We start from the raw sequence: 13631 nt of genomic DNA on the forward strand, positions 1-13631 counted from the left end.
ACATGACGCCAGCCGAAATCGCCCCGAAAGACCGCCTGATCGTCCCGCTCGACCTGCCGAGCCCGGAGGCCGCGGAGGCGATGGTTGCAAGGCTCGGCGACAGCGTCACCTTCTACAAGATCGGCTATCAGCTCGCTTATGCCGGCGGCTTGCCGCTGATCGGCAAGCTCGCCGACAAGGGCAAGAAGGTGTTTGCCGATCTCAAGATGCACGACATCGGCAACACCGTGATGCGCGGTGTCGAGAGTGTCGCCAAGCTGGGGGCGACGTTCCTGACCGTGCACGCCTATCCGCAAACCATGAAGGGCGCCGTCGAAGGCCGCGGCAGCGCCAGCCTGAAGATCCTCGCCGTCACGGTGCTGACCTCCTACAACGACGACGATCTGCATGCGGCCGGCTATCGGCTCAGCGTGTCGGAACTCGTCGAAGCGCGCGCGCAGCAGGCGCAGGTGCTCGGCGTCGACGGCCTCGTCTGTTCGCCGGAAGAAGTGGGCGCCTTGCGCAAGATCGTCGGCCATCAGATGAGCCTCGTCACGCCCGGCATCCGGCCCGCGGGCGCGCCGACTGGCGACCAGAAGCGCATCATGACGCCGGGCCGTGCGATCGCCGCGGGGGCCGACTATCTTGTCGTCGGTCGTCCGATCCTCGAAGCCGCCGACCCCAGGGCGGCGGCTGACGCAATCCAGGCCGAAATCGCGCAAGCGCTCGGCTGATCAAGCTGATCAAAAAGGGAGAAGAACAATGGCAAAAGGCTACTGGATCGGACGCGTCGACGTGCACAGTGACGAGGGCTACAAGCCCTACGCGGTGGCGAATGGTGCGATCTTCAAGAAATGGGGCGCTCGCTTCGTCGTCCGCGCCGGCAAGTTCACCACTGTCGAAGGCGCCAGCCGCACGCGCAACGTCGTGATCGAATTCCCGGACTACGAGACCGCGATCGCCTGCTACAACTCGCCGGAATACCAGGCCAACATCAAGGTGCGCCAACCGCACTCGCTCGCCGACCTCATTATCATCGAGGGCTATGACGGCCCGCAGCCGTCAGATGGCTGAGGCGGGATCTGAGCGCGCGCCTCGTCCTTCGAGACGACCGCTCTGCGGTCTCCTCAGGATGAGGCTAAGCAGCATCGGCACCCGTCGAATTTGCTGCCATGTACTCCGACCTCATCCTGAGGGCCCGCCGTAGGCGGGCGTCTCGAAGGATGGCCGCAAGCGGCCGGCCCTCCAGGAGAGTTAGGCGTGCGCCTGCGCCTGCCCGATCCCCCTCGGTTGCCGGAACTGCGTCCCGCCGCTACAACGCACCTGAGAGGATCAGACCATGTCCGAGATGCGCTTGATTGTTGCTGGAGCCGGCGGCCGGATGGGCCGGGCGCTGACGCGGGCGATTGCCGACACCAAAGGTGCGGTCGTGGCCGGTGCGCTGGAAGCGCCGGGCTCGGAGCTGCTCGGCAAGGATGCCGGCGTGCTCGCAGGCCTGCCAGCCAACGGGATCAAGCTGTCCGCCGACCTCTGGGCGATGTCGAAGGATGCTGACGGCATTCTGGATTTCACCGTGCCGGCGGCGACCATCGCCAATGTCGCGATCGCGGCCGAGCGCGGCCTCGTCCATGTCATCGGCACCACCGGTCTTTCGGGCTCCGACAACGCTGTGATCAAGAGCGTCACCAACCGCGCCGTCGTGGTGCAATCCGGCAATATGAGCCTTGGCGTCAATCTGCTGGCCGCGATCGTCAAGCGCGTTGCCAAGGCGCTCGACGACAGCTTCGATATCGAAGTCGTGGAAACTCACCACCGCATGAAGGTCGATGCGCCCTCCGGCACCGCGCTGATGCTGGGCCAGGCCGCTGCTAGTGGCCGTGGCATTTCGCTCGAGGAGAACGCGGAGCGTGGCCGCGACGGCATCACCGGCGCGCGCAAGCCCGGCGCCATCGGCTTTGCCTCCTTGCGCGGTGGCACCGTGGCCGGCGAGCACAGCGTGACATTCCTGGGCCCCTTCGAGCGCCTGACGCTGTCGCATCTCGCCGAAGACCGCATGCTGTTCGCCCATGGTGCGCTGAAGGCGGCGTTGTGGGCGCATGGCAAGAAGCCGGGACATTATTCCATGGCCGACGTGCTCGGCCTCGCCGACATCTGAACGAGAGAGCATGATCCGGAAAAGTGTGAAGCGGTTTTCCGACAAGATCATGCTCAAACAATAACCCGAACGGAAAGCAGTCAATGAGCGAACGTCTTCTCGTGCTCGTGCGCCACGGCCAGAGCGAATGGAATCTGAAGAACCTGTTCACGGGCTGGAAGGATCCTGATCTCACCGAGCTAGGTGTGAAGGAAGCCAGCGAGGCCGGCCGCAAGCTGAAGGCACAGGGCCTCGTGTTCGACGTCGCCTACACCTCGGTGCTGACGCGCGCACAGCACACGCTTGATCTCATTCTCGGCGAACTCGATCAGAAAGGTTTGCCGACGTCGAAGGATCTCGCGCTGAACGAGCGCGACTATGGCGATCTCTCCGGCCTCAACAAGGACGACGCGCGCAAAAAGTGGGGCGAGGATCAGGTGCTGATCTGGCGCCGCTCCTACGATGTGCCGCCGCCCGGCGGCGAAAGCCTGAAGGACACCCTCGCGCGCGCGCTGCCGTATTACGTGCAGGAGATCCTGCCGGGCGTGCTCAACGGCAAGCGCACCCTTGTCGCCGCCCACGGCAACTCGCTGCGCGCGCTGATCATGGTGCTGGAAAAGCTCTCGCCCGAAGGCATCCTGAAGCGCGAGCTCGCGACCGGTGTGCCGATCATCTACCGACTCAATGCGGATTCGACTGTGGCGTCGAAGCTGGATCTGGCGGGTTGAGCACGATCCCGTAGGGTGGGCAAAGGCGCATAGCGCCGTGCCCATCATTCTTCCGCCTTCGCTGATGCATGGTGGGCACGCTTCGCTTTGCCCACCCTACGGCAGCGTGCCTACTGCATCCCCACCTGCCCGGCTTCCCAGCCCAGCATCGCCTGCTTGCGGGTGATGCCCCAGTGATAGCCGGTGAGCGTGCCGCTCTTGCCGAGCGCGCGGTGGCAGGGCACGACGAAGGAAACGGGATTCCTGCCGATCGCGGCGCCGACGGCGCGCGAGGCCTTCGGGTTGTCGATGTTGCAGGCGATGTCGGAATAGGACACCGCGCGCCCCATCGGGATCTTCAACAGCGTCTCCCACACCCGCACCTCGAAATCGGTGCCGATCATGACCACGCGCAACGGCTGATCCGGCCGCCACAGTTTTGTGTCGAAGATGCGTTGCGCGAGCGCAGCGGTGCCCTCGTGATCCTCGACGTAGGTTGCGTTCCGCCAGCGCCGCGTCATGTCGGCAAGCGCCGCCTTCTCCTCGCCGGGATCGGCGAAGGCAAGGCCTGACAATCCGCGATCGGTCGCGATCACGATGGCCGTGCCGAAGGGCGAGGGATGGAAGCCATAGCGCAAGGTGAGACCGGCACCGCCGTTCTTCCATTCGCCCGGCGACATCGCTTCATGGGTGACGAAGAGATCGTGCAACCGGCCCGGGCCCGACAGGCCGGAGTCCAGCGCGGCGTCGAGGATGCTCGCGGAATCCCTGAGCAGCCCCTTGGCGTGATCGAGGGTCAGCGCCTGCATGAAAGCCTTTGGTGTGATCGAGGCCCAGCGGCGGAACAGATGGTGGAGCTCATCCGGCGTGACGCCGGCCGCATCCGCCATCGCCTCGATGGTCGGCTGCGCGCGCCATTTCTCCGAGATGAAGGCAATGGCCCGGCGCACGGAATCATAGTCGCGCAGCGCGGCGTTCTGGGAGCCCGGCTTGGCCAGGCGCTGGTCATGTATGGCGAGTGTCATCATGACCGGAAATGTAGGAGAGGCGGCGGCGCGAAACCACCCGTTTTCCGATCCGGAATCAGGAGACCGGATTATAGATCGGGCCGCGCTTTGCGGCGTTGAGCGCATCAACCAAGGCTTTGTAAAAACTAGCCTTTTCGTCCGGTCCGAGAAAGCCGGCGATCTGGATCCGGCGGCCGCGCGAGATCAGATAGAGGTGCTCGATGCCGTACTCCTCGTCGATCTCCTGGTCGAGGCGGACCCAGAGCGGGTTGAAAGTCCATTCGGCGACCTGGCCGCGATGGCTGACGCGGCGCACGCGCAGCTCCGACGGCGTGACCACAATCTCCTCGCTCGCCCGCGCGGTGCGGAAATTGACCTTGAAGGCCCACCAGACCACCAGCACGTCGAGGCCGAAGAAACCGAGCACCGGCCACGCCCCCATCATCAGGAAGACCATGCCGGTGACGAAGCTGACGACGCTCAGGAACAGCATCACGGCGAGGAAACCGGTGCGGTTCAGCGAGCGATGCGGCGTCAGCCGCGCAGAGAGGATCTCCACCTCGCGCGGATCTTCAGCGTCTTTGCGCTCAATTTCGTTGCCTGTGCTCATCGTCCCTCAGTATATCCCGATCATGGCGAAAATCATCCGCAAGCCGGCCCCGCGCAAAGTGGCCGTGACGAAGAAAACGGCAAAGACGGCCGCAGCGAAGCCGAAGGCGGTAAAGACCAAGGCCCTCAAACCCAAATCTACAAAACCTTGGACCCCGGCCGAGATCCACGAAGTCTTCAGCCGCTTCCGCAAGGCCAATCCTGAGCCGAGGGGCGAGCTCGAGCACGTCAATCCGTTCACGTTGTTGGTTGCCGTGGTGCTGTCGGCGCAGGCAACCGATGCCGGCGTCAACAAGGCGACGCGCGCATTGTTTGAGGTCGCCGACACGCCGCAAAAAATGCTCGATCTCGGCGAGGAGCGGCTGCGCGAATACATCAAGACCATCGGCCTCTACCGCACCAAGGCCAGGAACGTGATCGGGCTGTCGGCAAAATTGCTCAGCGAGTTCGGTGGCGAGGTGCCGCGCACGCGCGCCGAGATCGAGTCGTTGCCCGGCGCGGGGCGCAAGACCGCCAATGTCGTGCTCAACATGGCCTTCGGCGAGCACACCATGGCGGTCGATACGCACGTGTTCCGCGTCGGCAACCGCACCGGGCTCGCGCCCGGCAAGACGCCGCTCGAAGTCGAGCTTGGACTCGAAAAGGTGATCCCGTCCGAGTTCATGCTGCATGCGCATCACTGGCTGATCCTGCATGGCCGCTACACCTGCCTCGCGCGCAAGCCGCGCTGCGAGGTATGCCTGATCAACGATCTTTGCCGGTGGCCGGAGAAGACGGTGTGAGGCAATATTCGCCGTCGTTCCGGAACGATGTGAAGCAAGTTGGTTTTGAGGTCATGTCGTGAGTGAGCAGGAACAAGTCTCGCCGCCCCCGTCTGCCGCCGCACCAGCCGCGGCGCCCAAGCCGGCACTGCCGCCGGCGAGCTCGCTCTGGGGCCGGCTCGCGATTCCGCTGTTTGCCGTGATCGTCGCGCTCGCCTTCGTCGCGCTGGCGACGCTGCGCTTCGACGAATGGGTCGGCAATGCGGTGGTCCAGACCACCAACGATGCCTATGTCCGCTCGGAGCTGACCCGTCTTGCGAGCCGCGTCTCGGGCGAAGTGCTGACTGTCGCGGTGACCGACTTCCAGCGCGTCAAGGCCGGCGACCTCCTGATCCAGATCGATCCCGCTGATTACGAAGCCCAGGTCGCGCAGTCCGAAGCCGCGGTCGCCGCGGCGCAAGCCGTGCTCGACAATCTCGCCAACCAGATCGAGCTGCAATATGCGACGATCGCGCAGGCCGAAGCTTCGCGACTGTCGGCGGAGGCGCTTGAGGTCGAGGCCAAGCAGGAGCAGGATCGCCAGCAATCGCTGACGCAAACCGAATCCGGCACGCGGCAGCGCTTCGAACAAGCCGTCGCGGGCTACGCCAAGGCGCAGGCCGATGTACGCGCCAGCCGCGCCGTGATCGCCGCCCAGCAGCATCAGCTCGAAGTCCTGCAAGGCACCAGGAAGCAGCGCGCCGCCGATCTCGACGCCACCAAGGCGACGCTGGCGAGTGTGAAGCTCAAGCTTGGTTATTCCAAGATCACGGCGCCGTTCGATGGCGTCGTCGGCGAGCGTCAGGTGCAACCCGGCGATTACGTCAATATCGGCACCAATCTCATCAACGTGGTGCCGCTGCCGAAAGTCTATGTGATCGCGAACTACAAGGAGACCCAGCTCACGCACGTTTCACCGGGCCAGCCGGTCGAGATCACAGTCGACAGTTTTCCGCGCGAAAAGCTCCGCGGCAAGGTCGAGCGCATCGCCCCCGCAACCGGCGCGCAGGTCGCGCTGCTGCCACCTGACAACGCCACCGGCAATTTTACCAAGGTCGTGCAGCGCATTCCCGTACGCATCCAGCTCGATGACAACCAGCCCTTGCTGACGCGGCTGGTGCCGGGCATGTCGGTTGTCACCAGCATCAACACCGCGGGCGCGAATGGCGGAAAATAACGACGCCGATCGCGGGCCGGTCTCGCGCGGCGGCGTCGCGCCACAGCCGCTGTTCGCCGTGGCGGCGGTGCTGCTCGGCTCGTTCCTCGCCAATTTCGACAGCCGCCTGACCACGGTCGGCCTGCCCGATTTGCGCGGCGCGTTTTCGCTGAGCTTCGACGAGGGCGCCTGGCTTTCTACCGCCGGCATCGGCTCGCAGATCTTCATCGCGCCGGCGGTGGCGTGGCTTGCGACCGTGTTCGGCCTGCGGCGTGTGCTCGGCATCCCGAGCCTGGTCTATGCCGCGGTCTCGCTGACGCTTCCGTTCGTGCGCGACTATCCGACGCTGATCGCGCTCAGCGTCGTGCATGGCCTGTTGCTCGGTACGTTCGTGCCGGCGACCTTGATGATCGTGTTCCGCAATTTGCCGATCCGCTGGTGGCTGCCGGCGATCGCGCTCTATTCGATCCGTGTCGGCTTTGCGCTCGATACCTCGTCATCACTGGTCGGCTTCTATGTCGATCATCTCGGCTGGCAGTGGGTGTATTGGCAGAGCGTCGTGATCGCGCCCCTGATGGGCCTGATGGTCTATCTCGGCACGCCGAACGACCCGGTCAACCGCGCCTTGCTGCGCGAGGCCGATTGGGGCGGCATGCTGCTGCTCGGCGCCTCGGTCGGGATGATCTATGCCGGCCTCGACCAGGGCAATCGGTTGGACTGGCTCGGCTCCGGCACGGTGATGGCGCTGTTGGTCGGCGGTGGTGTCTTGTTCGTGGCCTTCGTCATCAACGAGGTGCTGGCTCGCCAGCCGTGGGCGCATGTGAGCGTCCTGTTCTCGCGCAATATCGGGCTGTCGCTGGTCGTGATCCTGCTCTACACCCTGACGAGCCTCTCCAACTCATCGCTGGTGCCGAACTTCCTCGGCAATGTCATCCTGCTCAGACCGGAGCAGAGCGGGCTGCTGCTGCTCACCTATGGCGCGCTACCGATGTTCGTGCTGGTGCCGATTTCGATCTGGCTGCTCCGGCATTTCGATGCGCGTGTGGTGACGGTGCTGGGATTTGCCTGCTTTGCCGCCGCCAATCTCTGGGGCACCCAGCTCACCCATGACTGGGCGCGCGAGGATTTTATCGGCATCGTGCTGCTGCAAGCGGTCGGTCAATCGACGACGCTGTTGCCGATCATCATCCTGGCGGTGTCGAACTCCGACCCCAGCCGGGCCACGGCCTTTGCCGCCTATATCCAGATCATGCGGCTCGGCGGCGCCGAGATTGGCGTGGCGCTGATGGGAACGTGGCTGCGCGTCCGCGAGCAGGTCCATTCCTTCTATCTCGGCCAGAACCTCGAGGTCGGCGACGTCAATGTCGTGCGCGCGCTCCAGCAGCTTGCAGATCACTTCGCGGCCCACGGCGCGGGCTCGGCGCAGGCACGCGCGGTCGGCACGCTCGCAAGTTTCGTGCAGCGCGAGGCCAATGTGCTCGCCTATATCGATGGTTTCTGGCTGTGCTTCTGGCTGGCGATGGCCGCGCTCGGCTTCATCGCGCTGATCACCCGCGCGCCGCCCGGCCCGTTCACGCCGGCGCCGTTCGGCTTCGCCAAGATGCTGCTGCGCAAATGCGGAGTGCGGGTCGCGTAGTCGCCGTCACCGCATCTGCCGCGCGGGCTCGATCAGCTCCGGCCGCGGACCTGACAACCGCTTGTGCATGTGGACCATGAAGGCCATGCCAAAAATCGGCGTCGCCAGATTGACGATCGGGATCGAGACGAAAGCCGCGATGATCAGGCCGGCGGTGAAGATGGTCGCGGCATTGTCGCGGCGCATCGCCTTGGCTTCCTCCGGCGAGCGGAAACGCATCGCGGCGAGCTCGAAATATTCGCGGCCCAGGAGCCAGGCCGTGGCGAGGAAGAAGATCAGGAAGCCGGCGCCAGCCAGGAACACGAAGGGCAGCGCGATCAGATAGACCAGGATTGTCAACAGCCCGGTCTTGATGCCCTCGTAGATCGCCTGGTTGAACGGCAGAGCGACGCCCGGCCGCTCGGCGGGATAATATTCGCGCTCGACGATCTCGGCGACGTCGTCGACGAACAGGCTCGCCACCAGCGAGGTGATCGCGGGCATCAGGAAGACACTGCCGAACACCACGCCAAGACCGGCCGCGATCGAGATGATCCAGGCAAAAATTTCGAGCGAAGAATGCCAGCTTGGCCCGAGCAGGCCCTCGAGCCAGACCTCGCCATAGGTGGCAAACCAGCTGAGCAGCCGCTGCAAGCCGATCGCCAGCACGACGATCAGCACCAGAGCAAGGCTGATCGATCGCCACAGGATCGAGCGCATCGGCGGCGAGATCATTTGCGACAGCGCCTTGACGGCGGCATCCAGCATGGAACTTCCCCTCACGAAATCACCTGCGAGAGGTAGACACCCCAGGGCGCTTCGGCAAGGGACGCTGACCTGTTGCGGCCTGCGGCTCGGCCACAATGCTGGCCCAGCAGGTGATGGCACTACAGACCGTGCTCCAGCGACCAAATCCCTTGTAGATCTGGGCAGCGATCTGCTCCTGCTGCTTCAGCGTGCCCTCGGCCTTGATCTGCGGATCGGAGACGTTGCGGATCGCGAGCCAGCGCGGCGCCTTGGCGCCCATCTCCTGGGCCACCAGCCCGAGGATGGCGTCGCCCATCTCGGAGACGTCGCCGAGGCCTTGGAGATGGAAATGATCGTCCGAGGTGTCGAAGCCGAAGAAGTCGGTGGTGACCACGGAGGACGACAGGTCGCTGGGCTTGGTGACGAAAATCTTCGGCGCCCTGGTGTTGTCCTTCGGCAATTGCCCGGCATTGGCCTTGAACAGCGTCTTGGCGACCGCGAATTTCGTCGTCTTGGCCGACTTGCTGGAGAAATGCTCCTGGGCAAAAGGCTGCTTCTTGAACTTCGACAGGCAGTCGAAGCGGACGATCGGGCTGACGATGACGTCGCCGACCTCGACCTGCTTGCCGATGCCGCCGGCTGTTCCCGTGGTGATGACGAGGGTCGGCTGTACCTCGGTGATGATCTGACGCCAGACGTCGATGTTCGGCAGCTGCGGGCCGTCCTGCGACATGTGCGAGTCGGATTTGAAGATCACGACCTTCTTCTTGCCGATCGTCGTGGTCCAGTAGGTGCCGAGCCGCTTCGCCTCGATCGCCGGACAGCCGTTGCGCATCTTCTTGGAGATAGCAGCGTAATTATGCGTGTAGGGCACGTAGTCGTTGCGGGAATCCTTGCCCGGCGTCAGCACGCGGCTGAGCGCGTGGCCTTCGTCGACGGTCCAGGTCACGACCAGCACGTCCGCGCGCGGCAACGGGCCCTTGCCGTCGCCTTTCGGCTTCGGTCCGGTTTGCGGCGCCAATCCCTTGGGCCAGGGAATGTCGGTGAAGCGCGACAGGCCGGTCGCGGTCGAGAAGGCAAGGAACGCGCGGCCCTCGCTCGATTCGGAATCGAAATCGATGATCTCGCGTTGAAAGTCCTCCGCATTGACCTTCGCGGTCTTCTTCACGGCGACGTCCGCGATACGCTTGACCGTAAAGGTCTCGCGCGGTGGCGGCGTCGTGATCGGATCGAACCCAAGATTTCTCTGAACCCATTTGCGATCGGCCGGCATTGCATCGTCTCCGCCAATTGATTTTCACACGCGTCTGATTTTGACAAACGTCTTTCATTGGTCGGCCAAGGTGGCCGGCGGTTGCAATCTAAAATCGAATTCTTTGACATCGAATGGTCGGGGCTACTGACCGATTCTGTGTCGATTTTTGCTCGTGGAGGATTTCACCTGTCAAAGAAGAACTATTCTGAAAAAATGTCGCTCAATATCTGAACCAATCAGGTTCTCAGATTACACCTATAGTTGAGATGCGACAATCTGTCTTCCAATCACAAACGGAGGAAGTCATGGCAAGCTCGACCAAGCGTGTTGCGTTGGTGAACAGCGCGCGGAAATTACCGAAGGGGGCCAAGCTCGTCGGCGCGGCCGATCCCAAGCAGGAAATCGAGATCAGCGTTCGCCTGCGCGCGAAGCGTGCCGACGACGAGAAGGTGATGGCGCTCGGTGCGCAACCGCCGCGCGAGCGGCAATATCTTTCTCGCGCCGAGTTTGCCGAAGAGATGGGCGCCGATCCCGCCGACATCGCCAAGATCGACGATTTCGCCCATCATCACGAACTCAACGTCAAGAGCGTGCACCTGGCCTCCCGCACGGTGAAGCTGACCGGTACGGTGAAGGCGATGAGCGCGGCCTTCGGCGTCAAGCTCAACAAGGTCAAGCATGACGGCGCGACCTATCGCATGCGCAAGGGCAACGTGCAGATCCCGGCCGAGCTCGAAGGTATCGTGATCGGCGTGCATGGTCTCGACAATCGACCCGTTGCTCAGCCGCACTTCCGCCGCAGGACGGCGACGAAGGGCGCGACCGCGCGCGCGGGGCAGGGCGGCAGCTTCTCGGTCGAGCAGATCGCCCAGCTCTACAACTTCCCGGGCGGCGAGACGGGCGCCGGCCAGTGCATCGCCATCATCGAGCTCAACGACATCGACCAGAAGGGCCACCCCACGGGTGCCGGCTACAAGACGTCGGACCTGAAGGCCTTCTTCAAGAAGGCGGGCATCCCGATGCCGAAGATCGCCCCCGCAAGTGTCGACGGCGGCGCCAACAAGCCCGGCCATTCCGACGCCGACGGCGAAGTCGTGCTCGACATCGAGGTCGCCGGGGCGGTCGCACCCGGCGCCAAGATCGTGGTCTATTTCGCGCCCAACACCACCAACGGCTTCATCGACGCGGTCAAGGCCGCGGTCCACGACACCGCGCGAAAGCCCTCGGTGATCTCGATCAGCTGGGGCGGACCGGAAGATCCGGCCGGCTCGCAGCAATTCGTCGACGGCCTGAACGAGGCGATCCGCGATGCCGCCGCGATGGGCGTCACCGTCTGCGTCGCCTCCGGCGACAATGGCTCAGCCGACATGAGCGAAGGCTGGGACGGCAAGCCGCACGCCGACTTCCCGGCATCCAGCCCATTCGCGCTGGCCTGCGGCGGTACCAATCTGAAGGCGCCGAACGGCCACATCAACGAGGTGGTCTGGAACGGCGGGACGCAGGGTGGCGCGGGTGGCGGCGGCGTCAGCATCGTGTTCCCGCGGCCGCAATACCAGGCCCACGCCCATGTGCCGAAATCGCCGTCGCATTCGGTCGGGCGCGGCTTGCCCGATGTCGCCGGCGACGCTGATCCCGCGACCGGCTACCAGATCTTCCTTAACGGCGTCATGACCACCATCGGCGGCACCAGCGCGGTGGCGCCCTTGATGGCCGGACTGATCGCCCGCATCAACGAGGCCACGACCAAGAAATTCGGCAAGACGGTCGGCTTCATCAACCCGCTGATCTACGCCTCGCATGCGCAGGGCGTGTTCCGCGACATCACGGTCGGCAATAACGACATCACCGGCTCCCTCCACGGCATGTACAAGGCCGGCCCCGGCTGGGATGCCTGCTCCGGCCTCGGCGTCCCCAACGGCGCGGCGTTGCAGAACCTGCTCGCGGTGTAAACGGCGGTCGCTCTTTTCCCTCTCCCCGTTCTTACGGGGAGAGGGCTACACCACGTCCAGCGGCTTGCCGCGCACATTCGGGCCGAACAGCGTCATTGCGATCACCACGATCAGCATCGCTGTGGTGATCAGGCTGAACACGCCGGTGACGCCGGCTTCCTTCAGCATGTAGGCGACGATGAAGCCCGAGAACGTCGCGCTCAGGCGGCTCATCGAATAGACGAGACCGGAGGCCTGAGCCCGGATCTGGGTCGGAAACACCTCGGTCTGGTAGGCGTGATAGGCGTAGGACATCGTGGTGTTGCAGGCCGTCAGCAGCACGCCGCAGACGATCAGCACACTGGGCTCGGTCAGTTGCGCGAACGCCATGCCGAAGACGATGATGGCGATGCAGGCACCCGCGATGATCCATCGGCGCTCGAATTTGTCGGCGAAGGTGGCAGCCAGCAGCGGCGCGATCGGATAGGCGAAGGCGACGATGAAGGAATATTGCAGGCTCTTGGTGACAGTGATGCCCTTCTGGACCAGCAGCGTCGGTACCCAATTGGCGAAGCCATAGAAGCCGAAAGCCTGGCAGAGGTTGAACACCATGAAGAGGAGGACGAGCGAGAGATAGGGCGGCCGGAACAGATCGGCGAAGCGGACCCGCGCGGTCGCCTGCATCGCCTGGTGTGCGGATGGCATCAGGGGGCGTGAGCCCGCGCCGCCGCTCGCGGCCTCCAGCGTCGCCATAATGCGGAGCGCCTCGTCGTTGCGCCCGTGGCGCGCGAGCCAGAGCGGGCTCTCGGGCAGGAACAGCCGCACCACCCAGACGATCATGCTGGCGGCAGCGCCGATCAGCACCACCCAGCGCCAGCCCTCGACGCCGTAAGGTGCGAGCGGCACCAGCCACCAGGCGAGGAAGGCGACGACGGGCACGGCCACGAACATGATCGACTGGTTGACCGCAAAGGCACGTCCGCGCATCCGGCTCGGCACCAGTTCGGTGATGTAGGCGTCGATGGTAATGACCTCGACACCGATGCCGATACCGGCGAGGAAGCGCCAGAACAACAGGCCTTCCGAGGAGGTCTGGCAGGCCATGATCACGGATGCCGCGGTGTAGCCGAGCAGGGCATAGGTGAAGATCGCGCGCCGCCCGAAGCGGTCAGCGAGGAAGCCGAGGAAGAAGGTGCCGACGAACAGCCCGGCAAAGGTTGCGGCGACGAAGGCGCCAATGCCGGAGAAGCCGAAAAAGGCCGTTGTCGTCGTGGAGAGCAACCCGCTGCGGCTCAGGCCCGGCGCGATATAACCGGTCAGGAACAGATCGTAGATCTCGAAACAGCCGCCGAGCGAGAGCAGGATGACGAGGCGCCAGACGTAAGAAGTCCCTGGCATGGCCTCGAGCCGTCGCGAGATTTCGTCGGGTGCCGATGGCGCAGCGCCGAGCTCAAAGCCTGTGTCGATGCCGACAACGCTCATGATGTCCTCCCCGTGGCACGCGGATCGCGCGCGGTTCCCGGCGGCTCATCTCTGAGGTTTTTCGTGAACCTTGCCGGGCCGCGCCATGTTGGCGGGTCGAAGCCAGAAATCCAGAAGAACATATCGATGGGAGCGTTCGAGATTTTCGAACTCGGTCTTTCTTCACCTCGCCCCGCTTGCGGGGAGAGGTCGGATCGCATCGCGAGATGCGA

General features: G+C 64.3%; 13 protein-coding genes. 8 read left to right on the forward strand and 5 right to left on the reverse strand.

The genetic code is table 11. The features are described from left to right. Positions 1–2 precede the first annotated feature (2 nt). The 4 genes from pyrF (at position 3) to UB31_RS25755 (ending at position 2841) form a co-directional block, all read left to right on the forward strand. Positions 3–713 carry an orotidine-5'-phosphate decarboxylase gene (gene pyrF / locus UB31_RS25740; RefSeq protein ID WP_045012884.1) on the forward strand — a complete coding sequence of 237 codons (711 nt, stop codon included), beginning with the start codon at positions 3–5 and terminating at the stop codon, positions 711–713. A gap of 28 nt (positions 714–741) precedes the next feature. After that, the gene (locus UB31_RS25745) at positions 742–1053 is read left to right on the forward strand and encodes a DUF1330 domain-containing protein (RefSeq protein ID WP_045004758.1); all 312 of its coding nucleotides are present in this window, start codon (positions 742–744) and stop codon (positions 1051–1053) included. A gap of 265 nt (positions 1054–1318) precedes the next feature. After that, a complete protein-coding gene (gene dapB / locus UB31_RS25750; protein WP_045004760.1) occupies positions 1319–2134 on the forward strand; it encodes a 4-hydroxy-tetrahydrodipicolinate reductase in 816 nt (271 codons plus the stop codon). An 83-nt stretch (positions 2135–2217) separates the two neighbouring features. Further along, on the forward strand, positions 2218–2841 hold the full coding sequence (locus UB31_RS25755) for a 2,3-bisphosphoglycerate-dependent phosphoglycerate mutase (RefSeq protein WP_045004762.1): 624 nt from the start codon (positions 2218–2220) through the stop codon (positions 2839–2841). 110 nt (positions 2842–2951) lie between these two features. Here the strand turns inward: UB31_RS25755 and UB31_RS25760 are convergent, their stop codons facing one another. Both UB31_RS25760 and UB31_RS25765 read right to left on the reverse strand, forming a co-directional pair. After that, positions 2952–3848, reverse strand: a complete 897-nt coding sequence (locus UB31_RS25760) for a methylated-DNA--[protein]-cysteine S-methyltransferase (protein WP_045012885.1) — start codon at positions 3846–3848, stop codon at positions 2952–2954. 55 nt (positions 3849–3903) lie between these two features. After that, positions 3904–4437: a DUF2244 domain-containing protein gene (locus tag UB31_RS25765; protein WP_045012886.1), complete on the reverse strand. Its 534-nt coding sequence runs from the start codon at positions 4435–4437 to the stop codon at positions 3904–3906. 22 nt (positions 4438–4459) lie between these two features. Here UB31_RS25765 and nth point away from each other — a divergent pair, with 22 nt between their 5' ends. From nth to UB31_RS25780, 3 genes are read left to right on the forward strand one after another with little or no spacing between them, the layout of a single operon-like run. Then, positions 4460–5218 (forward strand): endonuclease III, encoded by a 759-nt coding sequence (gene nth / locus UB31_RS25770; RefSeq protein WP_045012887.1) that lies wholly within the window; start codon positions 4460–4462, stop codon positions 5216–5218. A 58-nt stretch (positions 5219–5276) separates the two neighbouring features. Beyond that, entirely contained in the window at positions 5277–6413 is a 1137-nt protein-coding gene (locus UB31_RS25775; RefSeq protein WP_045012888.1) for an HlyD family secretion protein, read from the forward strand. After that, entirely contained in the window at positions 6400–8028 is a 1629-nt protein-coding gene (locus tag UB31_RS25780; RefSeq protein WP_045012889.1) for an MFS transporter, read from the forward strand. The genes UB31_RS25775 and UB31_RS25780 overlap by 14 nt, the downstream gene beginning before the upstream one ends. Before the next feature lie 6 nt (positions 8029–8034). Here the strand turns inward: UB31_RS25780 and UB31_RS25785 are convergent, their stop codons facing one another. Further along, positions 8035–8775: a sulfate transporter family protein gene (locus UB31_RS25785; protein ID WP_045004772.1), complete on the reverse strand. Its 741-nt coding sequence runs from the start codon at positions 8773–8775 to the stop codon at positions 8035–8037. Positions 8776–8794: 19 nt separating this feature from the next. Then, complete coding sequence (locus UB31_RS25790) at positions 8795–10027, reverse strand: phosphorylase family protein (protein ID WP_245306058.1); 1233 nt, start codon at positions 10025–10027, stop codon at positions 8795–8797. Positions 10028–10314: 287 nt separating this feature from the next. On the opposite strand from UB31_RS25790, the gene UB31_RS25795 reads away from it, so the two are divergent. Next, on the forward strand, positions 10315–11958 hold the full coding sequence (locus UB31_RS25795) for a S53 family peptidase (protein ID WP_045012890.1): 1644 nt from the start codon (positions 10315–10317) through the stop codon (positions 11956–11958). Positions 11959–12003: 45 nt separating this feature from the next. Here the strand turns inward: UB31_RS25795 and UB31_RS25800 are convergent, their stop codons facing one another. Further along, positions 12004–13419, reverse strand: a complete 1416-nt coding sequence (locus tag UB31_RS25800) for an MFS transporter (RefSeq protein ID WP_045012891.1) — start codon at positions 13417–13419, stop codon at positions 12004–12006. Between the last annotated feature and the right edge of the window lie 212 nt (positions 13420–13631).

Origin of the sequence: Bradyrhizobium sp. LTSP849 (assembly GCF_000938255.1) — a bacterium.
Taxonomy (GTDB): Bacteria; Pseudomonadota; Alphaproteobacteria; order Rhizobiales; family Xanthobacteraceae; genus Bradyrhizobium.

Excerpts from the sequence above, each read along its gene's own strand:
- pyrF (WP_045012884.1), top strand. The coding sequence starts at position 3 with ATGACGCCAGCCGAAATCGCCCCGAAAGACCGCCTGATCGTCCCGCTC.
- UB31_RS25745 (WP_045004758.1), top strand. The coding sequence starts at position 742 with ATGGCAAAAGGCTACTGGATCGGACGCGTCGACGTGCACAGTGACGAG.
- dapB (WP_045004760.1), top strand. The coding sequence starts at position 1,319 with ATGTCCGAGATGCGCTTGATTGTTGCTGGAGCCGGCGGCCGGATGGGC.
- UB31_RS25755 (WP_045004762.1), top strand. The coding sequence starts at position 2,218 with ATGAGCGAACGTCTTCTCGTGCTCGTGCGCCACGGCCAGAGCGAATGG.
- UB31_RS25760 (WP_045012885.1), bottom strand. The coding sequence starts at position 3,848 with ATGATGACACTCGCCATACATGACCAGCGCCTGGCCAAGCCGGGCTCC.
- UB31_RS25765 (WP_045012886.1), bottom strand. The coding sequence starts at position 4,437 with ATGAGCACAGGCAACGAAATTGAGCGCAAAGACGCTGAAGATCCGCGC.
- nth (WP_045012887.1), top strand. The coding sequence starts at position 4,460 with ATGGCGAAAATCATCCGCAAGCCGGCCCCGCGCAAAGTGGCCGTGACG.
- UB31_RS25780 (WP_045012889.1), top strand. The coding sequence starts at position 6,400 with ATGGCGGAAAATAACGACGCCGATCGCGGGCCGGTCTCGCGCGGCGGC.
- UB31_RS25785 (WP_045004772.1), bottom strand. The coding sequence starts at position 8,775 with ATGCTGGATGCCGCCGTCAAGGCGCTGTCGCAAATGATCTCGCCGCCG.
- UB31_RS25790 (WP_245306058.1), bottom strand. The coding sequence starts at position 10,027 with ATGCCGGCCGATCGCAAATGGGTTCAGAGAAATCTTGGGTTCGATCCG.
- UB31_RS25795 (WP_045012890.1), top strand. The coding sequence starts at position 10,315 with ATGGCAAGCTCGACCAAGCGTGTTGCGTTGGTGAACAGCGCGCGGAAA.
- UB31_RS25800 (WP_045012891.1), bottom strand. The coding sequence starts at position 13,419 with ATGAGCGTTGTCGGCATCGACACAGGCTTTGAGCTCGGCGCTGCGCCA.